The organism is Blautia sp. NSJ-140 (assembly GCF_022868965.1).
Lineage (GTDB): Bacteria > Bacillota > Clostridia > Lachnospirales > Lachnospiraceae > Blautia_A.
Window position 1 is genome coordinate 24670 of the sequence record NZ_JALIFS010000005.1, and the last position, 16709, is coordinate 41378.

The window sequence follows — 16709 nt, forward strand, 5'->3', positions numbered from 1 at the left end:
TAAAACAGGTGAGTTGTAACCTCGTGCTTGAGGAACAGCTTCAGAAAGGAGTCTGAAAAGCATGGGAAGATTTGTGAACCCGGATAACAGTGCATTTCAGGTTGCCCTTAACTCCAGAATATATGTGGATAAGACTGGCCTGATCGAGTACACAAACAGTGTTCTTGATACAACAAATGCCTATATTTGCAATAGTCGGCCGCGTCGGTTCGGAAAATCTTATGCGGCTAATATGTTGGCTGCGTATTATAGTAAAGGCGCAGATTCTGAGCAGATGTTTTCTGGATTGCAGATAAGCAGGGCGGCCGACTTTAAAAAGCATCTTAACAAGTATGATGTGATCCATATCGATATTCAGTGGTTTCTGGCAAACTGTGATGATGCGGATAATATAGTGAAGCATGTCACGGAGGCGGTTCTGGATGAATTGCGGGAAGTTTATCCGGATGTTCTGCCACTTGAAGTATCTGGCTTGCCGGATGCACTTTCAAGAATCAAAGATAAGGTGGGACAGAAGTTTATCGTCATCATTGATGAATGGGACGTACTGATTCGTGATGAGGCGGCCAATAAAAAAGCACAGGAAGATTATATAAATTTCCTGCGAGGAATGTTCAAAGGAATAGAACCTACAAAGTATATTCAACTGGCGTACCTTACAGGTATTCTTCCCATAAAGAAGGAAAAAACACAGTCAGCTCTGAATAACTTTGATGAGTTTTCTATGCTGAGCCCAGGCAGTCTCGCACCGTATGTCGGTTTTACTGAGAATGAAGTGCAGAAACTGGCAGAAGAATATCATCAGGATTTTGATGAGGTAAAGCGTTGGTATGATGGATATCTGCTGAATGGTCATCAGGTTTATAATCCTCGAGCAGTTGTTGGCGTGATGCTTCGGGGAGAATTCAAGAGCTATTGGTCAGAAACAGCTTCGTATGACGTGATTGTTCCGCTGATCAACATGAATTATGGTGGTTTGAAAACAGCTATTATTGAAATGATCTCTGGGGCAGAGGTTAAAGTAAACACAGCAACCTTTAAGAACGATACGGTAAGCATCAAAAGTAAGGATGATGTGTTAACATACATGATTCACCTGGGTTATTTTGGATATAACCCCAAATTAAAGACTGCCTTCGTGCCGAATGAAGAGATTCGACAAGAACTTACAGCTGCTGTTGAAAGTAAGCAGTGGAATGAGATGCTGGAATTCCAGAAAAATTCGGAACATTTACTTGATGCTACGTTGGACATGGATGGAGTAGAAGTTGCTGCACAGATTGAAAAAATCCACAACGAGTATGCGTCTTCCATTCAATATAACAATGAGAATTCGCTGAGCAGTGTTTTGGCAATTGCATATTTAAGTGCAATGCAGTACTATTTTAAACCTGTCCGGGAATTGCCGACAGGCCGTGGATTTGCTGATTTTGTGTTTATCCCAAAGATAGAGTACTGTTCATCTTATCCGGCGCTGATCGTAGAGCTGAAGTGGAATCAAAATGCCCAGACTGCCGTGATGCAGATTAAAGATAAAAAATATCCTTCTTCAATTCTGGATTACACAGGTGAAATCCTGCTTGTTGGGATCAACTATGATAAAACCAGTAAGGAACATCAATGTTTGATCGAAAAATATGAAAAAGAGTGACTTTGGAACATAATTGTATAATAAAAAAACACAAAATAGAAAGACTGCCGCAGGTTTCGCGCTTGCGGCATTTTGCAGTTTGTACAAAAAACACAGAAAATATATTGGAAAAAGAGCGGGAAAAGGGTATAATGTCAGAGAAAGTGTGATTGATAAAATACAGACGTTTTTTTTCTGCTTTGTCAGGTCATAAATAAGTGAGGCGGGGGATGTAACAATGGAACAGCAGCATATGTTTACCAACCGGATGATCCGTAATCTTCTGGTGCCGGTAGTGCTGGAGCAGATTTTGAATTCGATAATGGGAACCGCAGATACCATGATGGTCAGCAATGTGGGATCTGCGGCTCTTTCTGCGGTATCGCTGGTGGATTCCATCAATGTGCTTCTGATCCAGGCTTTTTCGGCGCTGGCAGCGGGAGGCGCCATTGTCTGCGCCCAGTATATCGGACAGAGGAATTATGAGAAGGCGAACATGTCTGCCAGGCAGGTGCTTTTTATCATCACAGCGATCTCTGTAGTGGTGTCTGCAGTCTGTCTGATCTTTCAGAAACCGCTTTTGAGGCTGATCTTCGGTGCGGTGGATGCGGATGTTATGCGTGCATCGGAAACCTATTTCTTTTTCACGGCACTGTCATTCCCCTTTATTGCGGCTTATGATTCTGCGGCTTCGATCTTTCGTGCCCAGGAGAATACCAAGGGGCCTATGACTATCTCCATGATCTCCAATATCATGAACATTGGCGGAAACGCGGTTCTGATCTGGGTTTTCCACCTTGGTGTTGCAGGAGCGGCGATCTCCACACTGGTTTCCCGTATTTTCTGTGCAGTGGTTGTTCTCTGGCAGCTGCGTAAGGATCGTCAGCCTGTCGTTGTGAAGGATTATCTGAAGATCCGACCGGACTGGAGCATGATCGGACGGATCCTGGGACTTGGGATCCCTTCGGGAATTGAGAACAGTATGTTTCAGCTTGGAAAGCTTGCCATCCAGTCTACGGTTTCCACATTGGGAACAGCAGCTATCGCAGCTCAGGCAATGACCAATATCCTTGAGAACCTGAATGGTATCGCAGCCATCGGAGTAGGTGTGGGCCTGATGACTATCGTAGGCCAGTGTCTTGGTGCCGGGCGAAAGGATGAGGCGGTCTATTACATAAAAAAACTCTGCGTCATTGCAGAGGCAGTTATTATCGTAAGCTGCCTGATTGTGTATGCTTTGGTCAGACCAGTGACGATCCTTGGCGGAATGGAGAGTACCAGTGCGGAAATGTGCATCCACATGATCACATGGATCACCATTGTAAAGCCTGTGGTATGGACAATGGCGTTCGTGCCGGGGTATGGTCTTCGTGCAGCCGGTGATGTGAAGTTTTCCATGATCACCTCCTGCTGTACCATGTGGGCGTGCAGGTTCTGCCTCTGTGTTTTCCTGATCCGTGTCCTGGGCTTCGGGCCTATGGGTGTCTGGATCGGAATGTTTGCGGACTGGACTGTTCGTGGGATTATTTTTACCTGGCGTTTCCACAGCCGCAAATGGCTGGAGCACAAGGTAATTTAAAAAGGAGGGCGTCGTATATATGAAGAACGGACTGGAAGATCAGTATGTCATAAAAAACAACAAGCGCCTCCGCTACGGCTACACAACAGGCTCCTGTGCAGCCGGGGCAGCCAGGGGTGCAGTCCGGATGCTGCTTTCGGGAGAGACTCTTTCCGAGGTAGAGCTTGATACCCCAAAGGGAATCACTCTCACATTACAGCTTCACGATATTACCCGGGGCGAAACGTATGTCTCCTGTGCTGTACAGAAGGATGCAGGTGATGATCCGGATACCACCAACGGGATCCTGGTCTATGTAAAAGCGGAGAAGTTTTCTATCTCAGCGGCAGAACAGGCCGGGCAGCAGCAGAAAACAGAGAAATCCCGGCCTCAAATCATCCTGGACGGTGGGATCGGGGTGGGGCGTGTCACCAAGCCGGGACTTTCCCAGAACGTAGGCGAGGCGGCGATCAATCCGGTTCCCAGAGCCATGATCCTGCGGGAAGCCGAAGAGGCGGCCCAGGAATATGACTACGAGAGCGGTCTGAAGCTTACCGTATCCGTCCCTCAGGGGGAGGAGATCGCGAAGAAAACCTTTAATCCCCGTCTTGGCATTCTTGGCGGGATCTCCATACTTGGAACCAGCGGGATCGTGGAGCCTATGAGTGAGAAGGCTCTGATTGAAAGCATCCATGTGGAGATGAAGCAGCATTTCTGCCAGGGAGAAAACTATATCCTGGTGACACCGGGGAATTACGGTGCGGATTATCTCAGGGAGCATATGTCCATTCCCTTTGAGAACAATATCAAGTGCAGCAACTATGTAGGAGAGACCATTGACATGGCTATTGATATGGGCGTAAAGGGCATTCTTTTTGTGGCTCATATCGGTAAGTTTGTAAAGGTTGCCGCCGGGATCATGAATACCCATTCCCACTGTGCTGACGGAAGGATGGAGGTTCTCTGTGCAAGTGCCATCCGTGCAGGGGGCTCTCTGGAATGTGCCAGAGAGATCCTGAAGGCGGGGACTACCGATGAGGCGCTGGCTGTTCTTGACAGCTATGGTATCCTGAAAGAGACTATGGCTGTGGTCATGGAGAAGATCCAGTTTTATCTGGACCACAGATCTTATGAGCAGATCCTTCTGGGTGCTGTGGTGTTTTCCAATGTATACGGACTGCTGGGGCAGACCCGGGATGCAGAGGAGCTGATTCATAAGATACAGGAGCAGGCAGTCGGGGTGAATGATATTTCATGACAGGAAACCCCGGTCCGGATGGAAGTTTTTTAATTTCAGGACAAAATTTGATAAAAATAACAGACAGGTTTTATCCTGTCCGGAAAATATAGGAGGAAAGAAATATGGCAGGTAAATTATATGGTGTAGGTGTAGGACCGGGAGATCCGGAGCTTCTTACCTTAAAAGCACTTCGTCTTGTAAAGGAGGCAGAGGTGATCGCGCTTCCGGGACAGGTTCCGGAGGATACGGTAGCATTTAAGATCGTGGAGGGCGCTTATCCGGAGCTTGGAAAAAAGGAGCTTCTTGCAGTTCCTTTTCCAATGTCCAAGGATCCTGAAGTGCTGAAGAGCTATCATGATGCAGGAGCAGAAAAAGTCAAGGCTGTCCTGGACCAGGGTAAAGACGTGGTATTTCTCACACTGGGAGATCCTACCGTGTATTCCACATATCTCTATATTCATCACAGACTTGTGGCTCAGGGCTATGAGACGGAGATCGTCTGTGGGATCACATCCTTCTGTGCAGTTTCCGCACGTCTGAATACCGGACTTGTGGAGAAGGCAGAGCCTCTTCACGTGATCCCGGCTTCCTATCAGATTGAGGATGCGCTGAAGCTTTCCGGTACCAAGGTCCTTATGAAAGCCGGAAAGAAAATGAAGGATGTGAAGGCGGAGCTTCTTTCCCAGGGAGCAGAGGCCATGATGATCGAAAACTGCGGAATGCCGGACGAAAAGATCTACCGGACCGTGGAGGAGATCCCTGAGGATGCAGGATATTATTCCCTGATCATTATCAAAGAAAATAAAGACAGAAGAGAGGAATAGATTATGGTACATTTTGTAGGAGCAGGTCCGGGAGCACCGGATCTTATTACAGTAAGAGGTAAACAGTATCTGGAAGAGGCAGATGTGATCATCTATGCGGGATCTCTTGTAAATCCCCAGCTTCTGGAGTATTCCAAGGATGTGTGCACCATCCATAACAGTGCAAAGATGACCCTTGAGGAAGTGATCTCTGTTATGGAGAGAGCAGAGGCTGAGGGTAAGATGACCGTTCGTCTCCACACCGGCGATCCTTGTATCTACGGTGCGATCCGTGAGCAGATGGATATCCTGGATGAAAAGGGGATCCCCTACGATTCCTGCCCGGGTGTCAGTGCCTTCTGCGGAGCTGCATCTGCACTGAACCTGGAGTATACACTTCCGGATATTTCCCAGAGTGTGATCATCACAAGAATGGAAGGAAGGACACCGGTGCCGGCAAAAGAGAGCATTCAGTCCTTTGCCGCTCATAATGCGACTATGGTCATTTTCCTCAGTACAGGTATGCTGGAGGAGCTGAGCCGCAGACTGGTGGAGGGCGGATACCGTGAGGACACACCGGCTGCTATCGTCTACAAGGCAACCTGGCCTGATGAGAAGAAGTTTATCTGTACAGTGGGTACTCTGGCTCAGACAGCAAAAGAGAACAAGATCACAAAAACAGCTCTTATGCTGGTAGGTGATGCGGTCAATGCTGCAAGCTATGACAGATCCAAGCTGTATGATCCGGGCTTTACCACAGAGTTCCGTGAGGCTACGAAATAAAATATGAACATTTCCATCATTTGCTTCAGTATGACAGGGCTGGAGACAGGGGAAAGGCTTCAGAGGGCTCTGGAAAAAGAGGGTGAGAGTGTCACCCTTGCAAAAAAGAGCCGGTACCTTCCGGATCCGATCTCTGTTTCCACTTCTCAGTGGGCAGGGGAACAGTTCCGGGCAGGAAAAGAGGGCGTGATCTTTATTGGCGCCTGCGGGATCGCAGTGCGCAGCATCGCACCTTACATTGTCGGAAAAAAGACGGATCCGGCTGTGCTGGTGATCGATGAGTGCGGAAAATTTGTCATTGCTCTTCTTTCCGGACATCTTGGCGGAGCCAATGAGCTGGCACTTCGCTGTGCCGGATATCTTAAGGCAGTGCCGGTTGTGACAACAGCCACAGATCTTCACAGTCGTTTTGCAGTGGATGTTTTTGCAAAAAAGAATGGCTGTGCTATTTTTCATATGAAGGCTGCGAAGGAGGCTTCTGCGGCCCTTCTTGCAGGAGAGAGCGTTGGCTTCTACAGTGAGTTTCCATGGAACGGAGAGCTGCCGGAGGGTCTGGTGCTTTGCGGGAAAGACGGAAGGCCCTCAGCTGCAGCGGATCCGGAGAATGGTGAGAAAGCCGGTGAGGCACCGGAAACAGGTATTGCGGTGACGATCCACAGAGGCTGTCTGCCCTTTAAAAATACAGTCCATGTGGTGCCGCCCGCTGCAGTTCTGGGAATGGGCTGCCGCAGGGGAAAGGATGCAGTCTCCATCCAGAAGGCGGCAGAGGAATGTCTGAAGGAATCAGATGTTTACAGAGAAGCACTGGGAGCTGTTGCCAGTATTGATCTGAAGAAAGAAGAGGTGGGACTTCTTTCTCTGGCAGAAGCCTGGCAGCTTCCGTTTCTGACCTTTACAGAGGAAGAGCTGAAGGCAGTGCAGGGTGAATTTACCCCGTCACAATTTGTAAAAAAGATAACAGGTGTAGAGAATGTCTGTGAGAGAAGCGCGGTTCTGGGTTGCGGACAGGGTACACTGATCAGAAAAAAAACAGGCCGGGACGGTGTGACCACCGCCCTTGCAGCCGGAAATCGGAGGATACGTTTTGAGTAAGATTTATGTTGTAGGAATTGGCCCGGGTGCGTATGACCAGATGACTGGAAGAGCGATCCGTGCATTAAATGAAAGTGATGTGATCATCGGTTACACCGTATATGTGGATCTTGTAAAGGAGTATTTTGCAGGTAAAGAGTTCATGACCACACCGATGAAAAAAGAGGTAGACCGCTGTGTACTTGCTTTTGATGAGGCAAAAAAAGGAAAAACCGTTTCCATGATCTGCAGTGGGGATGCCGGTGTTTACGGTATGGCAGGTCTGATGTATGAGGTAGGTGAAAACTATCCGGATGTGGAGCTGATCATTATCCCGGGTGTGACAGCAGCTACAGGCGGCGCCGCAGTGCTGGGTGCACCGCTGATCCATGACTTCTGCCTGATCAGCTTAAGTGATCTTCTGACTCCGTGGGAGAAGATCGAGGCAAGGCTTCTGGCAGCAGCACAGGCGGATTTTGTGGTATGCCTTTACAATCCGTCCAGCAGAAAACGTAAGGATTATCTTCAGAAGGCCTGTGATCTGATGATGAAATACAAGTCCCCGGACACTGTCTGCGGCACGGTCGCCCAGATCGCACGTGACGGCGAGACTGCACAGGTTATGACACTGAAGGAGCTTCGTGATACAGAAGTGGATATGTTTACTACCGTATTTGTGGGAAATTCACAGACTAAGAATGTAAACGGCAAGATGGTAACACCAAGGGGATATAAGAATGTATAAAGCCATTGTTTTTGCAGGGACCACCGAGGGCTACGCACTCTGTGAGTTCCTTGCGGAAAATCATGTTCCGGTCTATGCCTGTGCAGCTACGGAATATGGCGGATCCCTTCTGAAGGAAAATGAATTTCTCCATGTCAGCGCCGGAAGGCTGAAAATCGAAGATATGGAGGAGCTTTTCCGGAGGGAAGCGCCGGAGATCGTTCTGGATGCCACTCATCCCTATGCGGCAGAGGTGACAAAAAATATCCGGTCTGCCTGTGAGAACGAAAATATCCGTTATCAGCGTGTTCTTCGCCCGGAGGGAGAGAAGAACCGTGAAGCCATCTACGTGGAAAGCACGGAGAAGGCGGCAGAATTTCTTTCCGGCACAGAGGGGAACATTTTTCTTACCACAGGAAGCAAGGAGCTGTCTAAATTTACAGTGATCCCGGATTACCAGGAGAGGCTTTTTGCCCGGGTGCTGTCCATCCCTTCTGTGATTAGCTCCTGTGCGGAGCTGGGGATCGAGGGAAAGCATCTCATCGGTATGCAGGGGCCATTTTCCACAGAGATCAACGAAGCGATGCTTCGTCAGTTCCAGTGCAGCTATCTGGTCACCAAGGATACCGGTCTGGCAGGTGGATTTCCGGAAAAGATGGAGGCCTGTCAGCGCTGCGGCGCCACACCTGTGATCATCGGAAGACCTTTGCAGGAGGAGGGGCTGTCCCTGCCGGAAGCAAGGGTATTTCTGGCAAAGCTGTTCGGCCTTACCCTGTCACAGAGGGTTTCTCTTGTGGGCATCGGCATGGGTGCGGAAAAAACCCTGACCCTGGAAGGAAAGAAGGCCTTTGATGAGGCGGAGCTTCTGATCGGTGCAAAGCGTATGACAGATGCCGTACAGAGGCCCGGACAGATGGTTCTCCATGAGTACCGCAGTGATAAGATCGTGGAGTATATCAAGGCACATCCACAGTACCGTACCGTTGCCATTGCCCTTTCCGGAGATGTGGGCTTCTACAGCGGCGCAAGGAAGCTGATGGATCTTCTGGATGGCGATGTCCAGGTGATCTGTGGGATTTCTTCTGTTGTTTATTTTATGGCGAAGATCGGTCTTTCCTGGGATGATGCCAGGATCGTCAGCGCTCATGGAAGAGACTGCAATCTGATCTCACTGATCCGACATAACCCCAAGGTCTTTTCCATTCTGGGAACAGAGGATGGGGTAGCTCGTCTGGCTTCTCGTCTGGTTGAGTATGGAATGGGTGATGTGACCCTTTATGTAGGCGAAAATCTTTCCTACGAAAATGAAAAGATCTTTCATGCCAGGGCAGCAGATCTTACAGAATACCGGGGAGATGCATTAAGCGTGGTAACTGCGTGCAATGAAAAGGCAGAACCTTTGCCCGCAGTTCACGGAATCTGTGATGAGGAATTTCTCCGTGGGAAGGCGCCTATGACAAAGGAAGAGGTGCGTACGGTTTCTCTGTCCAAGCTTCGTCTTCAGGAGGATTCTGTCTGCTATGATGTGGGAGCGGGCACAGGCTCGGTTTCCGTTGAGATGGCGCTGCGTGCCTGGAAGGGGCAGGTCTATGCCATCGAGAAAAAGGAGGATGCCCTTGCTCTTCTTAAGGAGAACAGGCGGAAATTTGCCGCAGATAATCTGGAGATCGTACCGGGTACTGCACCGGAAGCTATGGTGGAGCTGCCTGTTCCGACACATGCTTTTATCGGCGGGTCTTCCGGAAACATGAATGAGATCATCCGGCTTCTTCTGGACAAAAATCCGGAAGTACGGATCGTGATCAACTGCATCACTCTGGAGACTGTGACGGAAGCCATGAATGCCATACGAGATTTCAGCCTGACAGATGTGGATATCGTACAGCTGTCTGCGGCAAGATCAAAATCTATCGGAAGGTATCATATGATGATGGGTGAGAATCCGATCTATATTATTTCCTGCAGCGGAAGAGGGGAGGAGATTTAGGTGAAGATCCCGAGAATACTTCTTGCGGCAGGTGCCAGCGGAAGCGGAAAAACCCTGATCACCTGCGGACTGCTTCAGGCGCTGGTGAACCGTGGCCTTAAGGTAGCTTCTTTTAAATGCGGCCCGGATTACATAGATCCCATGTTCCACAGCCGTGTGATCGGTACAAGATCCCGAAACCTGGATACGTTTTTTACAGATGGAGACAGGACCCGGTATCTTCTGGCAAAGAACGCATCGGACTGTGAGATCGCAGTGATGGAGGGAGTCATGGGGTACTATGACGGTGTAGGAGGGATCACCTCCAGAGCCAGTGCCTATGATCTGGCCTCCACCACAGATACACCGGTGATCCTGATCGTAAACAGCCGTGGCATGAGTGTTTCCCTGGCTGCCTATGTAAAGGGCTTTCTGGAATACAAAAAGGACAGCCATATCTGCGGCGTGATCTTTAACCAGATGTCTCCCATGCTGTATCCCCGAATGAAAAAGCTTCTGGAAGAGGAGCTTTCCGTAAAGGTACTGGGATATGTTCCGAAGGTGGAGGACTGTGTGATCGAAAGCCGTCATCTGGGGCTGGTGCTTCCGGAGGAGATCCCGGAGCTGAAAAGCCGTCTGCAGAAGCTTTCCGAGGTGCTGGAGAAAACTTTGGATATCGATGGGATCCTGGAGCTTGCAGGGGGAGCACCGGAGCTTGCGGCGCCGGAGCCGGAAATGCTTATACAGAAGGATACTGCCTTCGGATACCGGACAGAGGAAAAGGTACGGATCGGTGTGGCGGATGATGAAGCCTTCTGCTTTTTCTATGCGGATAATTTAAATCTTCTGGAGCAGATGGGAGCGGAGCTGGTACGTTTTTCACCCATTCATGACAGAGAGCTTCCGGAGGATCTGGACGGGCTTCTTTTAAGCGGCGGTTACCCGGAATTAAACGGGGAGGCGTTGGAAGAAAATCAGGAAATGTGCACCCGGATCCGGGAAGTTATCCTGGACGGAATGCCCTGTCTGGCAGAATGCGGCGGATTCATGTATCTTCATCAGGAGATGGAGGATATGGAAGGAAAGCAGCGCAGAGTCTGCGGGGTGATCCCCGGAAGAGCTTACCGGACACCGAAGCTGAACCGGTTCGGTTATATCACCCTTACGGAAAAACAGGATACCGGACTTGGGGAGATACCGGCTCATGAATTCCATTATTTTGATTCCACAGATTGCGGAGAGGATTTTCATGCGGCAAAGCCGGCATCTAAAAGAGGATGGGATTGTATCCATGACCGGGGCAGGCTGATGGCAGGATTTCCTCATCTTTATTATTACGGAAATCCCAGGGTTCCGGCACGCTTTCTGAAGAACGCACTGGAATATAAGAAGGAACGGAGGCAGAAAAAAGATGCTGAAATATAGTCTTCCTGCACTGGTCATAGGATTTGTGCTGGATCTTCTGATCGGAGATCCCAGATGGCTTTATCATCCGATCTGCGTCATCGGCAATCTGATCGCAGTGCTGGAAAAAGTGATCCGAAAGATTTTTCCGAAAAATCACGGCGGTGAGCTGACAGGAGGCTTTCTGATCGTAGTGCTTGTCTGTCTGTTCAGCGGTGGGGTGCCGCTTCTGGTGCTTCACTATCTTTACCGGTATCTGCCGGTGGCCGGATTTGTGCTGGAGGTATTCTGGTGCTATCAGCTTCTTGCTACCCGCTCCTTAAAAGACGAGAGTATGAAGGTTTATGACCGGCTGAAAAACGGAACTCTGGAGGAGGCACGCTATGCGGTGTCCATGATCGTAGGCCGTGATACCAGTGAGCTTACGGAAACCGGCGTGACAAAGGCAGCAGTGGAAACAGTTGCGGAAAATGCATCCGACGGCGTGATCGCCCCCATGCTTTATATGGCTATCGGCGGGGTGCCGCTGATGTTTCTGTACAAGGGCATCAATACCATGGATTCCATGCTTGGATATAAAAATGACAAATATCTCTATTTTGGCCGTGTTGCGGCAAAGCTGGATGATGTGGCCAATTATATCCCTGCCAGAATCTCCGGATGGCTGATGGTGGCAGGAACTGTTTTTACAGGAATGGATATAAAAAACGCGGCAAAGATCTACAAACGTGACCGGAGAAATCATGCAAGCCCCAACTCAGCCCAGACAGAGGCTGCCATGGCCGGAGCGCTGGATGTACAGCTTGCGGGAAATGCATATTATTTCGGAAAATTATATGAAAAACCCACGATCGGGGATCCGATCCGTCCGGTGGAGCCGGAGGATATCAAAAGAGCTAACCGGCTGATGTACGCGGCATCCATACTGGGTGTGGTGGTTTTTGGACTGCTCAGTGCGGGCATCCGGTTCGGGTTATTAAGGTAACAATAAATACAGACAGGAGAATGACCAATGACAAAACACATACATGGAGGAGACGTATATAAACACAAAGACTGCCTGGATTTTTCGGCAAATCTGAATCCTTTGGGAACACCGGAAAGTGTGAAGCAGGCCATTATCCACAGTCTGGATCATATTGCACAGTATCCCCGGGTGGGATGCGGCGTTCTCAGGGAAAGGATCGCAGAATCGGAAGGTGTAAAAGCGGAAGAGGTAATATGCGGTAACGGAGCTGCAGAAGTGATCTTCACGCTCTGTCACGCAGTAAAGCCAAAGAGGGCTCTGATCCCGGCGCCTACTTTCGCAGAATACGGACAGGCTCTGGCCAGCACAGGCTGTGAACTGGAATATTACATGCTGACGGAAAATGACGGCTTTGTGCTCAGTGAGGCATATCTGGATATCCTCCATAAGGGACTGGATATGGCTTTCTTATGCAACCCCAATAATCCTACCGGCATGCTGATCCCCCACAGGCTTCTGAAAAAGATCCTGGAAAAATGCAGAAAACTGGATATCCTGCTGGTGGTAGATGAATGTTTCCTTGATTTTGTAAAGGACCCGGAAGAGTATTCTCTGAAGCGTTCTCTTTCCGGGTTCAATAATCTTTTTATCCTGAAGGCATTTACAAAAAGATATGCCATAGCCGGGGTGCGGCTGGGCTATGGCCTCTGTTCTGACAGAAAGCTGATGGAAAGGATGGAGCTCTGCGTTCAGCCATGGAATGTTTCCACCATGGCCCAGGCAGCCGGGCTCCAGGCACTTACAGAGACGGAATATGTAGAGGAGGGAAGACAGCTTGTTTTTCGGGAGGCACAGTGGCTGAAGGATGAGCTGGTCCGCATTGGGTATAAAGTATTTCCGTCGGAAGCAAATTATATTTTCTTTAAAGGACCGGAGGAGCTGTTTGACTTCTGTTTGCGGAAACGGATCCTGATCCGTGACTGCAGCAATTATCCGGGACTTACAAAGGGGTATTATCGGATCGCGGTAAAGCGCCATGAAGAAAATGTAAAACTGATCGAAGTACTTGAGGGAGGTATATTATGGCAAAAGCAATAATGGTGCAGGGAACCATGTCCAATGCCGGAAAAAGCCTGCTGGCTGCGGGACTTTGCAGGATCTTTAAGCAGGATGGATATCGTGTGGCTCCTTTTAAATCACAAAATATGGCACTGAATTCCTTTATCACAGAGGATGGCCTTGAGATGGGGCGGGCCCAGGTCATGCAGGCAGAGGCAGCCGGGATCAGGCCGTCTGTCCTGATGAATCCGATCCTTCTGAAGCCTACCAATGATGTAGGATCCCAGGTGATCGTAAACGGAGAAGTTCTTGGAACCATGAGTGCCAGGGACTATTTCAAATATAAGAAGACCCTGGTTCCGGATGTGATGAAGGCATACAACGCTCTTGCAGCGGAAAACGATATCATTGTCATCGAAGGTGCGGGAAGCCCTGCCGAGATCAATCTCAAGGATGAGGATATTGTAAATATGGGTATGGCAAAGATGGCCAAGGCACCGGTCCTTCTTGTGGGTGATATTGACCGTGGAGGCGTTTTCGCCCAGCTGATCGGTACGGTGGAGCTTCTGGAGGACGATGAGAAGGCTATGGTAAAGGGGCTGATCATCAACAAATTCCGCGGAGATAAGACTATTCTGGACCCTGGTGTTGTCATGCTTGAGGAAAGAAGCGGGATCCCGGTGGTGGGTGTGGCGCCTTATCTGGATATCCAGGTGGAGGATGAGGACAGCCTGACGGAGCGTTTTGACCGGAAGCAGGAAGCCGGTGTCATTGATATCGCGGTGATCCGTACACCAAGGATTTCCAACTTTACGGATTTTAATCCTTTTGAGAGCATTCCCGGAGTTTCTCTCCGTTATGTTAAACACCCGAGAGATCTTCACTCTCCGGACATGATCATCCTTCCTGGAACCAAGAACACCATGGGTGATCTGATCTGGATGCGGGAAAGCGGAATGGAGGCAGCAGTTCTCAAGGAAGCCTCCAGAGGCAAGCTGATCTTTGGTGTCTGCGGTGGCTATCAGATGCTGGGTGAAACCTTAAGTGACCCTCATGGAGTTGAAAATGGCGGTTCCATGAAAGGGATGGGACTTCTTCCCATGGAAACGGTATTTGCCGAAAAGAAAACCAGGACCAGGGTGCAGGGGCATTTCGGTCAGCTGTCCGGTGTGTTTGCTCCTCTTTCCGGTGCGGAGATCGAGGGCTATGAGATCCATATGGGCGAAAGTATCCTGAAGGAGAATGCAGGAACAGCAACGAAGATTACAGACAGCGTCAGCGGTAAGAAAAAAGAAGAGGGTGCTTTTGCGGGAAATGTGTGCGGAACCTATATCCACGGCGTTTTTGATAAGGAAGCATCTGCAGAGGCGATCATACGCGTGATCGGCGAGAAAAAAGGGATTGATGTGGAAAATATGACAGGCGTGGATTTTGCGGCATTTAAGGAACAGCAGTATGATATCCTGGCTGCAGAGCTGCGGAAGCATCTGGATATGAAAAAAATCTATGAGATACTGGAAAACGGGATTACGGAGGAAGAATAGAAATGAAAGTAGAGCTTGAAAATGTAAAACCCATGGAGATCGAAAAAAGAAGCTTTGAGATCATCACAGAAGAGCTTGGGGATACTCCCCTGATCCCGGGAACCGAGCTGATCGTAAAACGCTGCATCCACACAAGCGCAGATTTTGATTATGCAAAAAATCTCTGCTTCTCGGAGGGGGCAGTGGAGAAGGCAATGGACGCCATCCGCAACGGTGCCTGCATCGTCACAGATACCCAGATGGCAAAGGCCGGGATCAACAAGCGTGCACTTGCCCGCTACGGCGGTGAGGCTTACTGCTTCATGTCCGACGAGGATGTGGCTGCCCTTGCAAAAAAGAACGGGACTACCAGAGCCACAGCCAGCATGGACAAGGCAGCAGAGATGGATAAAAAGCTGATCTTTGCCATTGGAAATGCACCTACCGCACTGGTACGTCTTTATGAGCTTATTGAGAACGGAAAGCTTTCTCCTGAGCTGATCATCGGTGTGCCGGTAGGATTTGTGAATGTTGTGCAGTCCAAGGAGCTGATCATGCACGCAGATGTGCCTTATATTGTGGCAAAAGGACGCAAGGGTGGAAGCAATATTGCTGCGTGCATTGTAAATGCCCTGCTCTACATGATCGATAACCGGAGAGATTAGGAGCCGGTAACCTCCTTCAGAAGCTGACAGGCAGGCAGAAAATCCTTGGATGGAATAGAGGAGCAGGAGAGGACCAGGGTGACCTCGGCTCCGTTTTCTCTGAGAACCTCCAGTCCCAGACCACGGTTCCGGGCTCTGTCTGTCAGTTCACTGCCTGTGAGAGAACAGGGAAGAGTAAGGGCAAGGCTGGTTCCTGCGGCTCCTGTTTGGATCTGGCAGTCCTGGCCAAAGGTTTCCCGGACAGCCTGGGAAAGAGCCTTCAGCTTCTGGGAATAAAGGCGGCGGAGCTTTCTAGTCTGGGAAGCCAGATGCCCGTCGCGGATAAACTGGCAGAGCGCGATCTGTTCTGCCTTGGAAGCAGTCTGATTATAAAAGGCTGCTTTTTTTGTATATTTTTCCCGGAGAGAGCGCGGCAGTACCATGAAGCTGACACGGATGGAGGGCAGTAGCAGTCTGGAAAAGGAACCGATATAGACAACGTTTTCACCACCTGCAAGACCGAAAAGTGAAGGCGTCGGCTTCTGGAAATAAACAAATTCGTTTTCGAAATCATCCTCAATGATCAGATGGTCATTGATCTCTGCATGACGGATCAGCTCCAGGCGTCGTTTTACCGGCATGATCTCGCCCCATTTCGTCATGTGAGCAGGAGAAACATAGATCACATCGCAGCTTTTGTCCCGGTAATGGACATCAAAGCCGTAATCCTGAAAGATGGTGCTGCATGTGGTGAAGGACGGTGTGGGGAACGAAACGGTTTTCCGTTCATGGATCAGAGGGCAGAGGATCTGGAGAAGGGGCTGGAGACCGGCCCCTACTACAATGTCATCCGGGGAGCAGATCACATTTCTGCGTTCCCGGATATAGTCTGCGAGAACCTCCCGGAAATCGCTTTCGCCCTGGGGTTCGCCATAAGAAAGCATACGGTCGCCCTGGCGGAGGGCGCTTTTGATGTAACGCTGCCACAGATCAAAACGGAAGCTTTCCCGGTCAACACCGGAAGAGGCAAAATCATAAAGGCAGGGCGTGATATCCTTATCCTGTTTTTCCGGGGTGAGCAGATGCTGCTTGGAAGCAATGCCGGTGACATAATAGCCGCTCTGTGCCCTGGCGATGATATAGCCGTCTGCTGCCAGCAGAAGATAGGCATTTTCGATGGTGGTACGGCTCAGCTTCAGCTCCTGGGCGCATTTGCGGAGGGAGGGCATTTTGCTTCCGGGAAGGAGACGGCCTTCCATGATCAGCTTCCGGTAATAGTGATAAACCTCCAGATAAAGGTGTTCTTTTTTGTGTTCTGCAGATATATTTAACATAAG

Annotated in this window: 14 protein-coding genes; 13 read left to right on the forward strand and 1 reads right to left on the reverse strand. The window is 49.6% G+C overall.

The window, feature by feature from the left end; genetic code table 11:
* The first annotated feature begins 61 nt into the window (after nt 1-61).
* From MUB50_RS07315 to MUB50_RS07375, 13 genes are all read left to right on the forward strand, one after another.
* Nucleotides 62-1651, forward strand: a complete 1590-nt coding sequence (locus MUB50_RS07315) for an AAA family ATPase (RefSeq protein ID WP_227573996.1) — start codon at nt 62-64, stop codon at nt 1649-1651.
* Between the two features lie 217 nt (nt 1652-1868).
* Nucleotides 1869-3209 (forward strand): MATE family efflux transporter, encoded by a 1341-nt coding sequence (locus MUB50_RS07320; RefSeq protein ID WP_244790737.1) that lies wholly within the window; start codon nt 1869-1871, stop codon nt 3207-3209.
* A 19-nt stretch (nt 3210-3228) separates the two neighbouring features.
* Entirely contained in the window at nt 3229-4446 is a 1218-nt protein-coding gene (cbiD, locus tag MUB50_RS07325; RefSeq protein WP_244790739.1) for a cobalt-precorrin-5B (C(1))-methyltransferase CbiD, read from the forward strand.
* A gap of 104 nt (nt 4447-4550) precedes the next feature.
* Entirely contained in the window at nt 4551-5252 is a 702-nt protein-coding gene (cobI, locus tag MUB50_RS07330) for a precorrin-2 C(20)-methyltransferase (RefSeq protein ID WP_092069119.1), read from the forward strand.
* Nucleotides 5253-5255: 3 nt separating this feature from the next.
* The gene (gene cobM, locus MUB50_RS07335; RefSeq protein ID WP_015524810.1) at nt 5256-6014 is read left to right on the forward strand and encodes a precorrin-4 C(11)-methyltransferase; all 759 of its coding nucleotides are present in this window, start codon (nt 5256-5258) and stop codon (nt 6012-6014) included.
* 3 nt (nt 6015-6017) lie between these two features.
* Nucleotides 6018-7106, forward strand: a complete 1089-nt coding sequence (locus MUB50_RS07340) for a cobalt-precorrin 5A hydrolase (RefSeq protein ID WP_244790741.1) — start codon at nt 6018-6020, stop codon at nt 7104-7106.
* Nucleotides 7099-7830, forward strand: a complete 732-nt coding sequence (gene cobJ, locus MUB50_RS07345; protein ID WP_118368866.1) for a precorrin-3B C(17)-methyltransferase — start codon at nt 7099-7101, stop codon at nt 7828-7830. The genes MUB50_RS07340 and cobJ overlap by 8 nt, the downstream gene beginning before the upstream one ends.
* Nucleotides 7823-9796 (forward strand): precorrin-6A reductase, encoded by a 1974-nt coding sequence (gene cobK / locus MUB50_RS07350; RefSeq protein ID WP_244790743.1) that lies wholly within the window; start codon nt 7823-7825, stop codon nt 9794-9796. The genes cobJ and cobK overlap by 8 nt, the downstream gene beginning before the upstream one ends.
* On the forward strand, nt 9797-11200 hold the full coding sequence (locus MUB50_RS07355) for a cobyrinate a,c-diamide synthase (protein WP_244790744.1): 1404 nt from the start codon (nt 9797-9799) through the stop codon (nt 11198-11200).
* The gene (gene cbiB / locus MUB50_RS07360) at nt 11187-12164 is read left to right on the forward strand and encodes an adenosylcobinamide-phosphate synthase CbiB (RefSeq protein WP_173753474.1); all 978 of its coding nucleotides are present in this window, start codon (nt 11187-11189) and stop codon (nt 12162-12164) included. Before MUB50_RS07355 ends, cbiB begins: the two co-directional genes overlap by 14 nt.
* Nucleotides 12165-12191: 27 nt before the next feature.
* Nucleotides 12192-13244 (forward strand): threonine-phosphate decarboxylase CobD, encoded by a 1053-nt coding sequence (gene cobD / locus MUB50_RS07365; protein WP_244790745.1) that lies wholly within the window; start codon nt 12192-12194, stop codon nt 13242-13244.
* The gene (locus tag MUB50_RS07370) at nt 13229-14749 is read left to right on the forward strand and encodes a cobyric acid synthase (protein WP_138277464.1); all 1521 of its coding nucleotides are present in this window, start codon (nt 13229-13231) and stop codon (nt 14747-14749) included. Before cobD ends, MUB50_RS07370 begins: the two co-directional genes overlap by 16 nt.
* Nucleotides 14750-14751: 2 nt before the next feature.
* Nucleotides 14752-15393, forward strand: coding sequence for a precorrin-8X methylmutase (locus tag MUB50_RS07375; protein WP_118623880.1), 642 nt, complete (start codon nt 14752-14754; stop codon nt 15391-15393).
* Here MUB50_RS07375 and pdxR read toward each other — a convergent pair.
* Nucleotides 15390-16706 carry a MocR-like pyridoxine biosynthesis transcription factor PdxR gene (pdxR, locus tag MUB50_RS07380; RefSeq protein ID WP_244790746.1) on the reverse strand — a complete coding sequence of 439 codons (1317 nt, stop codon included), beginning with the start codon at nt 16704-16706 and terminating at the stop codon, nt 15390-15392. The two genes, MUB50_RS07375 and pdxR, sit on opposite strands and share 4 nt — an antisense overlap.
* Between the last annotated feature and the right edge of the window lie 3 nt (nt 16707-16709).